General features: G+C 70.6%; 16 protein-coding genes. 7 read left to right on the plus strand and 9 right to left on the minus strand.

Annotated elements, in window-relative coordinates:
* Window positions 1-15: 15 nt before the first annotated feature.
* From ABZS64_RS35190 to ABZS64_RS35200, 3 genes are all read right to left on the minus strand, one after another.
* Window positions 16-405, minus strand: coding sequence for a ribonuclease (locus ABZS64_RS35190; RefSeq protein ID WP_355838479.1), 390 nt, complete (start codon window positions 403-405; stop codon window positions 16-18).
* A 115-nt stretch (window positions 406-520) separates the two neighbouring features.
* Window positions 521-1,402 (minus strand): SDR family oxidoreductase, encoded by an 882-nt coding sequence (locus ABZS64_RS35195; protein WP_355838482.1) that lies wholly within the window; start codon window positions 1,400-1,402, stop codon window positions 521-523.
* Window position 1,403: 1 nt separating this feature from the next.
* Window positions 1,404-2,156, minus strand: coding sequence for an SDR family oxidoreductase (locus ABZS64_RS35200; RefSeq protein WP_355838485.1), 753 nt, complete (start codon window positions 2,154-2,156; stop codon window positions 1,404-1,406).
* A gap of 56 nt (window positions 2,157-2,212) precedes the next feature.
* Between ABZS64_RS35200 and ABZS64_RS35205 the strand changes: the two genes are divergently transcribed.
* The 4 genes from ABZS64_RS35205 to ABZS64_RS35220 are packed head-to-tail and all read left to right on the plus strand — an operon-like array spanning window position 2,213 to window position 5,566.
* Window positions 2,213-2,962, plus strand: coding sequence for an enoyl-CoA hydratase family protein (locus ABZS64_RS35205; protein ID WP_355838488.1), 750 nt, complete (start codon window positions 2,213-2,215; stop codon window positions 2,960-2,962).
* Entirely contained in the window at window positions 2,959-3,810 is an 852-nt protein-coding gene (locus tag ABZS64_RS35210) for a CoA-transferase (RefSeq protein ID WP_355838491.1), read from the plus strand. Before ABZS64_RS35205 ends, ABZS64_RS35210 begins: the two co-directional genes overlap by 4 nt.
* Window positions 3,807-4,523 carry a CoA-transferase gene (locus ABZS64_RS35215; protein WP_355838494.1) on the plus strand — a complete coding sequence of 239 codons (717 nt, stop codon included), beginning with the start codon at window positions 3,807-3,809 and terminating at the stop codon, window positions 4,521-4,523. The genes ABZS64_RS35210 and ABZS64_RS35215 overlap by 4 nt, the downstream gene beginning before the upstream one ends.
* A complete protein-coding gene (locus tag ABZS64_RS35220) occupies window positions 4,523-5,566 on the plus strand; it encodes a nitronate monooxygenase (protein ID WP_355838497.1) in 1,044 nt (347 codons plus the stop codon). The genes ABZS64_RS35215 and ABZS64_RS35220 overlap by 1 nt, the downstream gene beginning before the upstream one ends.
* Before the next feature lie 162 nt (window positions 5,567-5,728).
* On the opposite strand, the gene ABZS64_RS35225 is transcribed toward ABZS64_RS35220, so the two are convergent.
* From ABZS64_RS35225 to ABZS64_RS35245, 5 genes are all read right to left on the minus strand, one after another.
* On the minus strand, window positions 5,729-7,312 hold the full coding sequence (locus ABZS64_RS35225; protein ID WP_355838500.1) for a DEAD/DEAH box helicase: 1,584 nt from the start codon (window positions 7,310-7,312) through the stop codon (window positions 5,729-5,731).
* Window positions 7,313-7,407: 95 nt separating this feature from the next.
* Window positions 7,408-7,611, minus strand: a complete 204-nt coding sequence (locus ABZS64_RS35230; RefSeq protein WP_003969786.1) for a cold-shock protein — start codon at window positions 7,609-7,611, stop codon at window positions 7,408-7,410.
* A 200-nt stretch (window positions 7,612-7,811) separates the two neighbouring features.
* Complete coding sequence (locus tag ABZS64_RS35235) at window positions 7,812-8,969, minus strand: acetyl-CoA C-acetyltransferase (RefSeq protein WP_355838503.1); 1,158 nt, start codon at window positions 8,967-8,969, stop codon at window positions 7,812-7,814.
* A 15-nt stretch (window positions 8,970-8,984) separates the two neighbouring features.
* Window positions 8,985-9,602, minus strand: coding sequence for a TetR/AcrR family transcriptional regulator (locus tag ABZS64_RS35240; RefSeq protein WP_355838506.1), 618 nt, complete (start codon window positions 9,600-9,602; stop codon window positions 8,985-8,987).
* A 15-nt stretch (window positions 9,603-9,617) separates the two neighbouring features.
* On the minus strand, window positions 9,618-10,403 hold the full coding sequence (locus ABZS64_RS35245) for an SDR family oxidoreductase (RefSeq protein WP_355838525.1): 786 nt from the start codon (window positions 10,401-10,403) through the stop codon (window positions 9,618-9,620).
* 49 nt (window positions 10,404-10,452) lie between these two features.
* Between ABZS64_RS35245 and ABZS64_RS35250 the strand changes: the two genes are divergently transcribed.
* Together ABZS64_RS35250 and ABZS64_RS35255 are read left to right on the plus strand one after the other, a co-directional pair.
* Window positions 10,453-11,598: an acyl-CoA dehydrogenase family protein gene (locus tag ABZS64_RS35250; RefSeq protein ID WP_355838509.1), complete on the plus strand. Its 1,146-nt coding sequence runs from the start codon at window positions 10,453-10,455 to the stop codon at window positions 11,596-11,598.
* Window positions 11,598-12,632: an acyl-CoA dehydrogenase family protein gene (locus tag ABZS64_RS35255; protein WP_355838512.1), complete on the plus strand. Its 1,035-nt coding sequence runs from the start codon at window positions 11,598-11,600 to the stop codon at window positions 12,630-12,632. Before ABZS64_RS35250 ends, ABZS64_RS35255 begins: the two co-directional genes overlap by 1 nt.
* A gap of 19 nt (window positions 12,633-12,651) precedes the next feature.
* Here ABZS64_RS35255 and ABZS64_RS35260 read toward each other — a convergent pair whose 3' ends face one another.
* On the minus strand, window positions 12,652-13,125 hold the full coding sequence (locus ABZS64_RS35260) for a pyridoxamine 5'-phosphate oxidase family protein (RefSeq protein ID WP_355838516.1): 474 nt from the start codon (window positions 13,123-13,125) through the stop codon (window positions 12,652-12,654).
* A gap of 141 nt (window positions 13,126-13,266) precedes the next feature.
* On the opposite strand from ABZS64_RS35260, the gene ABZS64_RS35265 reads away from it, so the two are divergent.
* Window positions 13,267-13,554 (plus strand): hypothetical protein, encoded by a 288-nt coding sequence (locus ABZS64_RS35265; protein ID WP_355838519.1) that lies wholly within the window; start codon window positions 13,267-13,269, stop codon window positions 13,552-13,554.
* Window positions 13,555-13,692: the final 138 nt, after the last annotated feature.

Below are 13,692 nucleotides of genomic sequence, written 5' to 3' on the forward strand. Positions count from 1 at the left end.
GCGGAGGATACCGGCTCAGCAGCCGTAGTCGACGAGGTCGAACGTGGCGTAGTGGTCGGCGGTGTAGTAGTCCTCGGCGGATGCCTGGCCCGTGACGATGCGGCGGGCGCCGCGGGTGGATGAGCCGGGCGTCTTGACCGTGTACTCGTGGTAGTAGCCGGACGAGTGCGAGGGCAGGACGCCCTCGCGGTTCGAGAAGACGGTGCCGTCCTGCTTGTACGGGAACGGCCCGCCCTGCTCGATCAGATCGAGCGTGTCGTGCGCCTGGGAGGGGAGGGCGGAGTAGCAGATGTCACCGACGGAGGCCGCGGTCGTGGGGGAGGCCGTGGCCTGACCACCGATGAGGAGGGTGGAGGCGAGGGCGGCGATGCCACCGAGGGTGGCGATTCGTGGGGGGATTCGCATACGGACTATTGATGCGCGTAGACCTTGACGCGTCAACGTCAACTGAGCTGAATTTCCCGGAAGTTAACCGGGCAACGAACCGTTGGACGCCGGTCTTCACCTTCTGTCCGCGCGACTACCGCACGCCGTACACGGGCTGCGGAGTCTCGGCGTCCGCCAGCAGCTTCAGCGCGGCCTCGCCCGCCTCGGCGGGACTCCAGCGCGCTCCCTTGTCGACGGTGGGACCCGGCCGCCAGCCCTCCATGACGGTGATACGGCCCGCCTCGGCCTCGAAGACACGGCCGGTCACGCCCGAACCGGCGGCGGAGCCGAGCCAGACGACAAGTGGCGAGACATCCTCCGGCAGCGCTGAGAGACCGGCGAAGGCCTCCTCGGTCATCCTGGTACGGGCCGCAGGTGCGATGGCGTTGACCTGGACGCCGTAGCGGCCCATCTCGGCCGCTGCGACCAGGGTCAGGCCGATGATCCCGGCCTTGGCCGCCGCGTAGTTGCCCTGGCCGACGCTGCCCAACAGCCCTGCTCCGGATGTGGTGTTGACGACGCGTGCCGCCACCGGCCGCCCCGCCCTGGCCTCGGAGCGCCAATGCGCGGCGGCACGCTTGAGCGGCAGAAAGTGGCCCTTCACATGGACTCGCATAACGGCGTCCCAGTCGTCCTCGTCGAGGTTGACGAGCATCCGGTCGCGCAGGAAACCCGCGTTGTTGACCAGGGTGTCGAGGCGTCCGTACGTCTCCAGCGCGGCGGTGACGAGAGAGGCCGCGCCCTCGCTCGTGGCGATGTCACCGCCGTGCGCCACGGCCTCGCCGCCGAGCGATGTGATCTCCTGGACGACCTGCTGAGCGGGGCCGCTCGATCCGCCCTCCCCGTCGAGGCCGACGCCCAGGTCGTTGACGACGACCTTCGCGCCCTCAGCGGCGAAGGCGAGCGCATGGGCCCGCCCGAGGCCGCGTCCCGCACCCGTCACGATCACCACTCGGCCGTCGCAGATCCTGGTCATCTCACGTCTCCTTGTTGACAGTTGCGGCATCGAGGAAGGCGGGGCGCTCCCCGCCGCCGTGCACCAGCAGCGAGGCGCCGCTGACATACGCGGCCCGCGGGGAGGCGAGGAACACGGCCGCGTCGCCGATCTCCGAGGGCTCGGCCAGCCGCCCCAGCGGAACCGTGCGGCCGACCGCGGCGATCCCCTCCTCGTCCCCGTAGTGCAGATGGGACAGTTCGGTGCGGACCATGCCGAGGACGAGCGTGTTCACCCGTACGTCGGGTGCCCACTCCACGGCCATGGAGCGGGCGAGGCTCTCCAGTCCGGCTTTCGCCGCGCCGTATGCCGCCGTGCCGGGCGAGGGGCGGCCACCGCTGACGCTGCCGATCATCACGATCGAACCGCGGGAGGCCCTGAGATGGTCGTACGCGGCGAGCGAGGCGGTCAGGGGCGCGGTGAGGTTGAGCTCGATCACGCGGGTATGGCGGGCCGCGTCGCCCTCGCCGAGCAGCCGGTAGGGCGTGCCGCCCGCGTTGTTGACGAGGGTGTCCAGCCGGCCGTGCCGCGCCACGACTCCGTCGAAGAACTCCCCCACCGCGGCAGGATCACGCAGGTCGAGCGGTACGAACTCGGCGCCCGGGACCGGGACTTGTGGCGGCCGTCGCGCACAGACCACCACCTGGGCGCCCGCCCGCAGGAACGCCAGGGCGATTCCGGCGCCGACGCCCCGCGTGCCGCCGGTGACGACAGCGACCCTCCCGTCCAGCTCCATCGGCTGCTACCTTCCTCACCTAACAAATGTTTGGTGGAAAGGTAGCTGATCCGCTCATGGGTGTCTCCACCGCACGCCCCGAGAAGGGGATTTGTGTCGTCACGGTCGACTTCCCACCCGTCAACGCCCTTCCCGTACAGGGCTGGTACGACCTCGCCGACGCCCTGCGCACCGCAGGCCGCGACCCCGAGGTCCGCTGTGCGGTCCTGGCCGCCGCCGGCCGCGGCTTCAACGCCGGCGTCGACATCAAGGAGATGCAGCGCGACAGGGGACACTCGGCTCTCGTCGGCGCCAACCGCGGCTGCTACGAGGCCTTCGCCGCCGTATACGAGTGCGAGGTGCCCGTCGTCGCGGCGGTGAACGGCTTCTGCCTGGGCGGCGGTATCGGCCTCGTCGGCAACGCGGACGCGATCGTCGCCAGTGACGACGCCGTCTTCGGGCTGCCGGAGCTGGACCGCGGAGCACTGGGCGCGGCCACCCATCTCGCCCGGCTCGTCCCCCAGCATCTGATGCGCGCGCTGTACTACACCTCGCGCACCGCGACCGCGCAGGAGCTGCACGCCCACGGCTCGGTCTGGAAAGTTGTCCCGCGCACCGAACTGGCGGACGCGGCCATGGAGTTGGCGCGGGAGATCGCACGGAAGGACGGCCTCCTCATCCGGCTGGCCAAGGCCGCCATCAACGGCATCGACCCCGTCGATGTACGCCGCAGCTACCGCTTCGAGCAGGGCTTTACCTTCGAGGCCAACCTCAGCGGGGTCGCCGACCGCGTCCGCGACACCTTCGGGAAGGAACCGCAGTCGTGACCGACAAGACCATGACACCCGAGGACGTCGTCTCCCGCCTCCGCAGCGGGATGACGATCGGTATCGGCGGCTGGGGCTCGCGCCGTAAGCCCATGGCGCTGGTGCGAGCACTGCTCCGTACGAAGATCACCGATCTCACCGTCGTCTCCTACGGCGGCCCCGACATCGGCCTCCTCGCCGCCGCCGGCCGGATCCGCAAGCTCGTCACGGCCTTCGTCACCCTCGACTCGATCCCGCTCGAACCGCACTACCGCGCCGTCCGCGAGGGCGGCTCCATCGAACTGATGGAGATCGACGAGGCGATGTTCATGTGGGGCCTGCACGCGGCCGCCAACCGGCTGCCGTTCCTCCCCGTCCGGGCAGGCATCGGCTCGGACGTGATGCGGGTCAACCCCGGGCTGCGCACGGTCACTTCGCCGTACGAGGACGGCGAGGAGTTCGTCGCCGTACCGGCCCTGAGGATGGACGCCGCACTCGTCCACCTCAACCGTGCAGACCGGCTGGGCAACGGCCAGTATCTGGGCCCCGATCCCTACTTCGACGATCTGTTCTGCGAGGCCGCCGACACCGCGTACGTCTCCTGCGAGCAGCTCGTGGAGACCGCCGAGCTCACCAAGGACGCCGCCCCGCAGACCCTGCTGGTCAAACGGCACTCGGTCACCGGAGTGACCGAGACGCCGAACGGCGCGCACTTCACCTCCTGCGCCCCCGACTACGGCCGCGACGAGTCCTTCCAGAAGCTGTACGCGACCACCCCCTGGCCGGAGTTCGCCGAGCGCTTCCTCTCCGGCCCGGCCGAGCAGGACTACCGGACCGCCGTCCGGACCTGGCACGAGGAGCAGCAGTGACCGTCAGCCGTTCCGAGTACTGCGTCGTGGCCTGCGCCGACGCCTGGCGCGACAACGGCGAGATACTGGCCGCCGCCATGGCGCCCGTCTCCTCCTTCGGCGCCCGCCTCGCCAAGCGCACCTTCTCCCCCGACCTGCTGCTCACCGACGGCGAGGCGATGCTCGTCGACCTCGACGGGGCTACGGAGGGCTGGCTGCCGTACCGCCAGCACCTCACCATGGTCACCGGCGGCAAGCGGCACGTGATGATGGGCGCGAGCCAGATCGACCGCCACGGAAACCAGAACATCTCCTGCATCGGCGACTGGGAGCGGCCCACGCGCCAGCTCCTCGGTGTCCGCGGCGCGCCCGTCAACACCCTCAACAATCCGGTGAGTTACTGGGTGCCCAGGCACTCCCCCCGGGTCTTCGTCGAACGCGTCGACATGGTCTGCGGCGTCGGATACGACCGTGCCGCGGGGGCGCGCCACCACCGCATCCCCCGAGTGGTCAGCGACCTCGGCGTCTTCGACTTCGAGACCGAGGACCGCTCGATGCGGCTCGCCTCCCGGCACCCGGGTGTCACCGTCGAGCAGATCCAGGAGGCCACCGGCTTCCCGCTCACGATCCCCGCCGACGTCCCGTACACCCGCGAGCCGAACGCCGCCGAACTCCGCCTGATCCGCGAGGTGATCGACCCGAAAGGCCTGCGCGACCGCGAGGTCAGGACCTGATGGAGACGGCCCTCACCAAACTCACCGGCGTCCGGCACCCCATCGTGCAGACCGGAATGGGCTGGGTCGCTGGCCCCCGCCTGGTCTCGGCCACCGCTCGTGCGGGCGCGCTCGGCATCCTCGCCTCCGCGACGATGACCCTCGACGAGCTGCGCCGGGCCGTCCGCGAGGTCGCATCGCGTACGGACGCGCCGTTCGGGGTCAATCTGCGGGCGGACGCGGGCGATGCTCGCGACCGCGTACGGATCATCATCGACGAGGGCGTACGCGTGGCCTCGTTCGCCCTCGCGCCGTCCCGCGAACTGATCGCCGAGCTGAAGGACGCGGGCGTGATCGTGATCCCGTCGATCGGTGCCCGGCGGCATGCCGAGAAGGTGGCGGACTGGGGCGCGGACGCGGTGATCGTGCAGGGCGCCGAGGGCGGCGGCCACACCGGCGACGTGGCAACGACCGTGCTGCTCCCGCAGGTTGTTGACGCGGTCGGCATCCCGGTCATCGCCGCGGGCGGCTTCCACGACGGCCGCGGCCTGGTCGCGGCCCTGGCCTACGGTGCGGCGGGCATCGCGATGGGCACCCGCTTTCTGCTCACGTCGGACTCGACGGTGCCGGACGCGGTCAAAGCCCGATACCTGGCTGCGGGCGTCAAGGACGTCACCGTCACCACGGCGGTCGACGGTCTGCCGCACCGGATGCTCCGCAGCGAGCTGGTCGACTCGCTCGAGCGTGCGGGCCGTACGAGAGCACTGGCACAGGCCGTCCGCCGGGCCGCCGGGTTCAGGAAGATCTCGGGCCTGTCCTGGTCACAGATGGTCCGCGACGGCCTTGCCATGAAACACGGCAAGGCCCTGACCTGGAGCCAGGTCCTGCTCGCCGCGAACATCCCGATGCTGCTGAGGGCGTCGATGGTCGAGGGCCGCACGGATCTGGGCGTGATGGCGTCGGGCCAGGTGGCGGGACTGATCGAGGACGTACCGAGCTGCGAGGAGCTGATGGAGCGGGTGATGGCGGAAGCGGAAGCGGTGCTGGCCGCGCTGCGGGCTTGACCGGGGCTCCGCCCCAGACCCCGCGCCGAAAACGCCGGCGGGCTGAATGTTCAGCCCGCCGGCGTTTGAGGACACGCGCGAAGCGCGTATGGGGTTCGCGGCGGAGCCGCAAAATGTCACAGCGGGAAGGGGCGGGGTGGGGAACAGGCCCGCCGCAGGCGGCTACGCCGCCGTGCGGCGTCCGCCCTGCGCCCCGCCCCGCGCCGGACGTCCACCCTGACGGGCCTGGCCGGTCTGACGGGCCTGGCCGGTCTGACGGGCCTGGCCGGCCTGCGCACCCTGGCCGCCGCCCTGACCGCCACGCCGACCACGGCTCCGGCCGCCACCGCCGCCGCCCTGCCCCGGCACCGAAGCGGCACCCCGGCGACGCTGCGGCCGCTGCTGCTGCACCACGGGCTGCGGCACCTCGATGGTGATCGCGACCCCGGACGGCTCGCGCGCGCCCGTGATGCGGCTGAGTTCCTCGTCGCTGGACTTGACCCTGGCCGAGCGCGGGTTGATGCCCGCGTCCGCCATCAGCCGGGTCATCTCGCGACGCTGCTCGGGCAGCACCAGCGTGACGACGCTGCCGGACTCGCCCGCCCGGGCTGTGCGGCCGCCGCGGTGCAGATAGTCCTTGTGGTCGACGGGCGGGTCGACGTTCACGACCAGGTCGAGGTCGTCGACATGGATGCCACGGGCGGCCACATTGGTCGCGACCAGTGCGGTGACCTGCCCGTTCTTGAACTGGTCGAGGGTGCGGTTGCGCTGCGGCTGCGAGCGGCCGCCGTGCAGCGCCGCGGCCCGTACGCCACTGGCGAGAAGGCGCTTGGCGAAGCGGTCGGCGGAGCGCTTGGTGTCGACGAAGAGGATCACCCGGCCGTCACGGGCCGCGATCCGGACGGCGACGGCCTTCTTGTCGGTCTCGTCCGCGACGTGCAGCACGTGGTGTTCCATCGTGGTGACCGCGCCCGCGGACGGGTCGACGGAGTGCACGACGGGGTCGGTGAGGAACATCCGCACCAGCCGGTCGATGTTCTTGTCCAGCGTCGCCGAGAACAGCATCCGCTGACCGTCCGCCTCGACCTGCTTGAGCAGCGCCGTGACCTGCGGCATGAAGCCCATGTCGGCCATCTGGTCGGCCTCGTCGAGGACGGTGATCGCCACTCGGTCGAGTACGCAGTCGCCGCGCTCTATGAGGTCCTTGAGCCGCCCCGGCGTGGCCACCAGCACCTCGGCGCCGCGCCGCAGCGTGCCCGCCTGCTTGCCGATCGACAGACCACCGACGACCGTGGCGATCCGCAGCTGCACGGAGGTCGCGTACGGGGCCAGCGCGTCGGTGACCTGCTGTGCGAGCTCTCGCGTCGGTACGAGGACGAGCGCGAGCGGAGCCTTCGGCTCGGCGCGCCGGCCCGCGGTACGGGCGAGCAGCGCGAGCCCGAAGGCGAGGGTCTTGCCGGAGCCGGTGCGCCCGCGGCCGAGAATGTCGCGGCCGGCGAGGGAGTTCGGCAGGGTCGCGCCCTGGATCGGGAAGGGCTCGGTCACGCCCTGAGCCACGAGGGTCTTCAGCAGGGCGGCCGGCATGTCCAGCTCGTCGAACGCCTGGACGGCGGGCAGCGCGGGGGTGATGGTTTCCGGCAGCGTGAATTCCTGCGGGGGCGCCACCTTGCGGGCGGGAGCCTTGCCGGAGCCCTTCGCAGGGCCCTTGGCGCGGGAATTGACCGGGCGGCTACGGGTCGGGCGGGCCGGGCGTTCGGAGCGAGTCATGCGGATATTGCCCTCCTGGGCATGTGAGACAGCACACAAGCCGGGGCCCGCACCGTGAAGGTGCGGGCCCCGGCTGCGAGATACGCGTCCGGCAATTAGGCCGGGACGATGTTCTCCGCCTGCGGGCCCTTCTGGCCCTGCGTGACGTCGAAGGAGACCTTCTGGCCCTCCTGCAGCTCACGGAAGCCAGAGGTGGCGATGTTGGAGTAGTGGGCGAAGACGTCGGCGCCGCCGCCGTCCTGCTCAATGAAGCCGAAGCCCTTTTCCGAGTTGAACCACTTCACGGTTCCAGTAGCCATGTCATTCTCCTAAAACAGGGGCAAGCCGGAAACTCACACCTCGTGAATTCCCCATCGCTGCATTGAGCCCCATCCGGAGAAGCCGGGGGAAACAATAATGTGCGCCTGAGGAAGCATTCCCGTCAGGCGCACACAAAGTTCATGGGTACCAAAACTGCAACGCCCTCACCGTAGCATGCCCGGCTCCAGAAGGCTCGTGTTCACAGCCGTTCGATGATCGTGACGTTGGCCTGACCTCCCCCTTCACACATCGTTTGAAGTCCGTACCGCCCTTGTGTCCGCTCCAGTTCATGAAGGAGCGTCGTCATGAGCTTCACGCCCGTGGCGCCCAACGGATGGCCCAGCGCGATCGCCCCGCCGTTGACGTTGACCTTGCCGGGGTCCGCTCCGGTCTCCTTCAGCCAGGCGAGCACCACGGGCGCGAAGGCCTCGTTGATCTCGACCAGGTCGATGTCGTCGATCGACATGCCGCTCTTCTTCAGCGCGTACGCGGTGGCCGGGATCGGGGCGGAGAGCATCCGGATGGGGTCCTCGCCCCGTACGGAGAGGTGGTGGATACGGGCCCGCGGCCGCAGTCCGTGCTCGGCGACGGCCCGCTCGCTCGCGATCAGCATGGCCGCCGCGCCGTCCGAGACCTGGGAGGAGCACGCGGCCGTGATGCTGCCGCCCTCCAGGACCGGCTTGAGGGCCGCCATCTTCTCGAGGGTGGTGTCGCGGCGCGGGCCCTCGTCGACGGTGACCTCGCCGTACGCGACGATCTCCCGCTCGAAGCGGCCCTCGTCGATCGCGCGGATCGCCCGCTGGTGGGAGGTGAGCGCGAACTCCTCCATGTCGCGGCGCGAGATCCCCCACTTCTCGGCGATCAGCTGCGCTCCGTGGAACTGGTTGACGGGCCGGTCGCCGTACCGGGCCCGCCAGCCCTCGCTGCCCGCGAACGGGCCCTGGGTCAGTCCGAGCGGCTCGGCGGCCTGCCGGGACGCGAAGGCGATCGGGATCTGCGTCATGTTCTGGACGCCGCCCGCGACGACCAGGTCCTGGGTGCCGGAGAGCACGCCCTGCGCCGCGAAGTGCACGGCCTGCTGGGACGAGCCGCACTGGCGGTCGATCGTCACGCCGGGCACCTCCTCGGGCAGTCCCGCCGCCAGCCATGCCGTACGGGCGATGTCACCGGCCTGCGGGCCCACCGTGTCCAGGCAGCCGAAGACGACGTCCTCGACGGCGGAGGGATCGAGTCCGGAGCGCTCGACCAGAGCCCGCAGCACATGCGCGCCCAGGTCCGCCGGGTGGACCCCGGACAGTCCGCCCTTGCGCCTGCCCACCGGAGTGCGTACCGCTTCGACTATGTAGGCCTCGGCCATGACAACTCCCCTGGTTCATCTACGTACGGCGATACCGTCCAGCACCATCGACAGGTACTGGCGGGCGATCTCCTCCGGGCTGTGCTGTCCGCCCGGCCGGTACCAGGACGCGGCGACCCATACGGTGTCGCGCACGAACCGGTAGGTGAGCCGGATGTCCAGGTCGGCGCGGAAGACCTGATCGGCGACCCCACGCTCCAGCGTCCCCAGCCATGCCTTCTCGAACTTCTGCTGCGAGTCGGTGAGGTAGTGGAAGCGGGGCTGCGCGGCCAGATGCCTGGACTCCTTCTGGTAGATCGCGACGGCGGCGCGGTGCCGGTCGATCTCCCGGAAGGACTCGGTGACGAGGGCCTCGATGGTCTCCCTGGGCCCGAGCCCAGCGGCGAGCACGGCGTCGTAGCCCTGCCAGAGCTCGTTCAGGAAGGTGGAGAGGATCTCGTCGAGCATCGATTCCTTGGAATCGAAGTGGTAGTAGAGGCTGCCGGCGAGCATCCCCGCCTGGTCCGCGATCTTGCGGACGGTGGTGGCGTTGTAGCCCTGGGCGGCGAACACCTCGGCGGCGGTGTCGAGGAGCTCGCGGCGGCGCTCGGGCGAGGCGGTCACCTGGGTCTTCTTCTTGCTGTCAGTCGGCACGTGCCCATTGTGGTCCTAGGCATGCTGGCTGCTGACAGAGATGACCTCGCCGGTCAGGTACGAGGAGTAGCCCGAGGCCAGGAAGACGATCGTGTTGGCGATCTCCCACGGCTCGGCGTACCGCCCGAAGGCCTCCTTGGCGGTCAGCTCCTCCAGCAGTTCGGCCGATGTGACCTTCACCAGGTGCGGGTGCATGGCGAGGCTGGGGGCCACCGCATTGACGCGTACGCCGTACTCCGCGGCCTCGATCGCCGCACACCGGGTGAGCGCCATGACTCCGGCCTTGGCGGCGGCGTAGTGGGCCTGACCCGCCTGTGCGCGCCAGCCGACGACGGAGGAGTTGTTGACGATCACGCCGCCGCGACCGGTGTCACGGAAGGAGCGCAGGGCGGCGCGGGTGCAGCGGAAGGTGCCGTTCAGGGTGACGTCGAGGACGGTGCCCCACTGCTCGTCGCTCATGTCGACGAGAGCGGCGGTGCCGCCGAGGCCCGCGTTGTTGACGACGATGTCGAGGCCGCCGTGCTCGCGTATCGCCGCGTCGAAGAGCGCCTGGACCTGGGTCTCGTCAGTGACATCGCAGGGCAGGGAGGCCACGGCGACTGCGCCGAACTCCGCGGCCAGCGCCTCCTCGCTCTCCTTCAGTCGGCGGGTGTGCGCGTCGCTGATGAGGATGCGCGCGCCCTCCTCCAGGAACTTGCGGGCGGTGGCCCCGCCGATACCGGCGCCGGCCGCGGCGGTGATCACGGCGGTACGGCCCTTCAGCAGGCCGTGCCCCGGTACGTACTGCGCCCTGTTGTTCATCACAGCAGCACGTTAACCTACCAAACACTTGTTAGGGAAGGATGTGCGAATGGACCTCGACCACTCCGCCGATGAGGAAGCCTTCCGGGCCGAGGCCCGCGCCTGGCTCGGCGCGAACGTGCCCGCCGAGCCGATCCCCTCGCTGGAGACGGAGGAGGGCTTCGCGGCGCACCGCGCATGGGAGGCCCGGCTGTCCGCGGACCGCTGGTCGGTCGTCTCCTGGCCGCGGCAGTACGGCGGCCGGGGCGTCGACATCTTCCACTGGCTGCTCTTCGAGGAGGAGTACTACGCGGCGGGCGCACCGGGGCGGGTCTCGCAGAACGGCATCAACCTCCTCGCCCCCACCCTCTTCGACCACGGCACCGAGGAGCAGCGCGCCCGCGTGCTGCCGCCGATGGCGAGCGGCGAGGTCATCTGGGCGCAGGCCTGGTCGGAGCCCGAGTCCGGCTCGGATCTCGCCTCGCTCACCTCGCGTGCGGTGCGGACCGACGGCGGCTGGCTGCTGCACGGGCAGAAGACCTGGTCGTCGCGGGCCGCGTTCGCCGACCGGGCCTTCGGCATCTTCCGCACCGAACCTGACGCGCCGAAGCCGCATCAGGGCTTGACGTATGTGATGTTCGACCTGTCGGCACCGGGGGTGACGGTGCGGCCCATCGGCCGCATCGACGGCAAGCCCGCCTTCGCCGAGCTCTTCCTCGACGGTGCCTTCGTCCCCGACGAGGACGTGATCGGCGAGCCGGGGCAGGGCTGGCGGATCGCGATGTCCACGACGGGCAACGAGCGGGGCCTGACGCTGCGCTCCCCCGGCCGTTTCCTCGCCGCGGCGGACCGTCTCGGGCGGCAGTGGCGCGCGTCGGGCGACCGGGCGGACACGGCGCTGCGCGACCGGGTGGCGGACGCGGTGATCGGCGCACGCGCGTATCAGCTCTTCACCTACGCCAACGCCTCGCGCTTCGCGGCGGGCGCGAGCATCGGTGCGGAGTCCAGCCTGAACAAGGTCTTCTGGTCGGAGTACGACATCGCGCTACATGAGACTGCGCTCGATCTGCTGGACGCGGACGGGGAGTTGGCGGACGGCGAGTGGGCCGAGGGGTATGTCTTCTCGCTGGCGGGCCCCATCTACGCCGGTACGAACGAGATCCAGCGCGACATCATCGCCGAGCGGCTGCTCGGCCTTCCGAAGGGCCGCCGCTGATGCGTTTTCTGCTCACCGATGAACAGCGGGCGTTCGCGGACTCGCTGGACGCGATGCTGACGTCGGCGGACACCCCGACGGCGGCCCGCGCCTGGGCGGCGGGAGACCCCGCCCCGGGCCTGGCGCTGTGGTCGCGCCTCGCGGAGGCGGGCGTGTTCGCACTCGCCGCACCGGATGCGTACGAGGGTGTGGGACTGCTGCCGGTCGAACTGGCCGTCGCCTTCGTGGAGTTGGGCCGCCACGCGGTTCCGGGTCCGGTGGTGGAGACGGTCGCGGCGGCGGCGCTGCTGACGCGCCTTGCGGAACTGGGGGACACGGGCCCGGCGAAGCGTCTGCTGCCGGGTCTTGCGACGGGCGATTCGACGGCAACGGTGGCGCTGGCGGGCGAGGGTCCGTATGCGCTGGACGCGGATACGGCGGGGATGACGCTGGTGGTGGAGGGGGCCGGCCCGGATGCCCGTCGAGCCGGCGGCGCGGACGCCCGAGCGACCCGGGCCGCCTGTCTGCGGGTTGCCCACGGGCACGAGCCCGTGCGCGTATCCGCCGATCCCGTCCGGCGGTTGGCCGTCCCTGCCGCCGGAGGCGAGGTCCTTGCCGAGGGCGTGCACGTGGCCCAAGCCACCGCGTACGCCCTCGACGTCGCGCGGCTCGTCACCGCCGCACAGGCGCTCGGCGTCGGGGTCGCCCTCCTCGACCGGACCGTCGCATACGTCAAGCAGCGCACCCAGTTCGGCACCGCCATCGGCTCCTTCCAGACGGTCAAGCACCGGCTGGCGGACACCCTCATCGGGCTCGAGTTCGCCCGGCCGCTGCTGTACGGGGCCGCCCTGTCCATGGCTCCCGCCGATATCGCCGCCGCGAAGGTCACCGCCGGTGAGGCCGCGTACGCAGCCGCTCGTACCGCGCTCCAGCTGCACGGCGCGGTCGGCTACACCGAGGAGCTCGACCTGTCCCTGTGGCTGCGCAAGGCGCGACCACTGCGGGACGCCTGGGGCACCCCCGCCGCCTGCCGGGCGAGGGTGCTCGCGGACTGACGTACGGGAGGGACGGGCCTCATCGGCGCCGGTGGGTGCGGACGGCGCCGCCCGGCCGCCAGACCCGTACCACCATCTCCTCACCGTCGACGGACGTCTGCACCACGTCCGCGAGCTCGACGCGGAAGCGATGGAACGGCTGCGGCGGCCCCACCTCCGCCACGAACCGGGCCAGTGCCTCGGGACCGGTCTCCTCCACCGCGCGCCCGGAGATCTTGACGTCACCGCCGTCCATGGAGTCGTCGGGTCCGGGGTTCGCGTGGACCGCGCAGCGCGGATCGCGCAGAAGGTCCTGTGCCTTGCGGGAGCCAGGCATCATGCCGAGCCACAACTCCCCGAAGCAGAAGTTCAGTTCGAGCCCGGTCACCCGTGGCGACCCGTCCTTGCGCACCGTGGCCAGGACATGGTGCTTGTACCGCTGGAAGCGCTTCTGCACGGTCTCGGCGAAGTCCGGCTCCGCCGCCTGGAAATCTGCCCACGTCGATGAGGTCATGAGTCCATCCAACCGTTCAATCCCGACACCTTCTGTCCGGATTCACCCCGGCGTACCGGCTCGGATGCCCTACCCGGGCGTACGTGCTCTGCTGGTTACCGGGTCATACCAGCCCAGACCAGCCCTCCGAAGGAGAACCCGATGGCGATCTTCATGCATGCCACCCTGCCGGGCGTCACGACCGACCAGTACGACGCCCTGAACGTCCAATTGCACGCACTGCCCGGCGACACCTTCGCAGGGTGTCTGTCGCACACCTGCGTGGCGACCGACTCCGGCCTGGAGATCTTCGACCTCTGGGAGTCCCAGGAGGCGATGGACAAGTTCGGCACGGTGATGATGCCGGAGGCGGAGAAGCTCGGCCTCCCCGCGACGGGCGGACCTCCGAAGGTCGCGCAGGTGCACAACTGGTGGACCCCCGGCAGCTAGGCCCTGTCCGGCCGATCTTGCCGGGCTCGCGTGCCCTGGCACGGCACTCCCCCGTAGCCCTTCGGGCACGGGAGGTGCCCCCACGCTGCGTTGCGTCAGTCGCCGACGCTCCGCGTCGGCTCTCCCCCTGCCTTCGGC

It is taken from the genome of Streptomyces sp. NPDC005408 (genome assembly GCF_040606445.1).
In the GTDB taxonomy this organism is placed as follows: Bacteria; Actinomycetota; Actinomycetes; order Streptomycetales; family Streptomycetaceae; genus Streptomyces.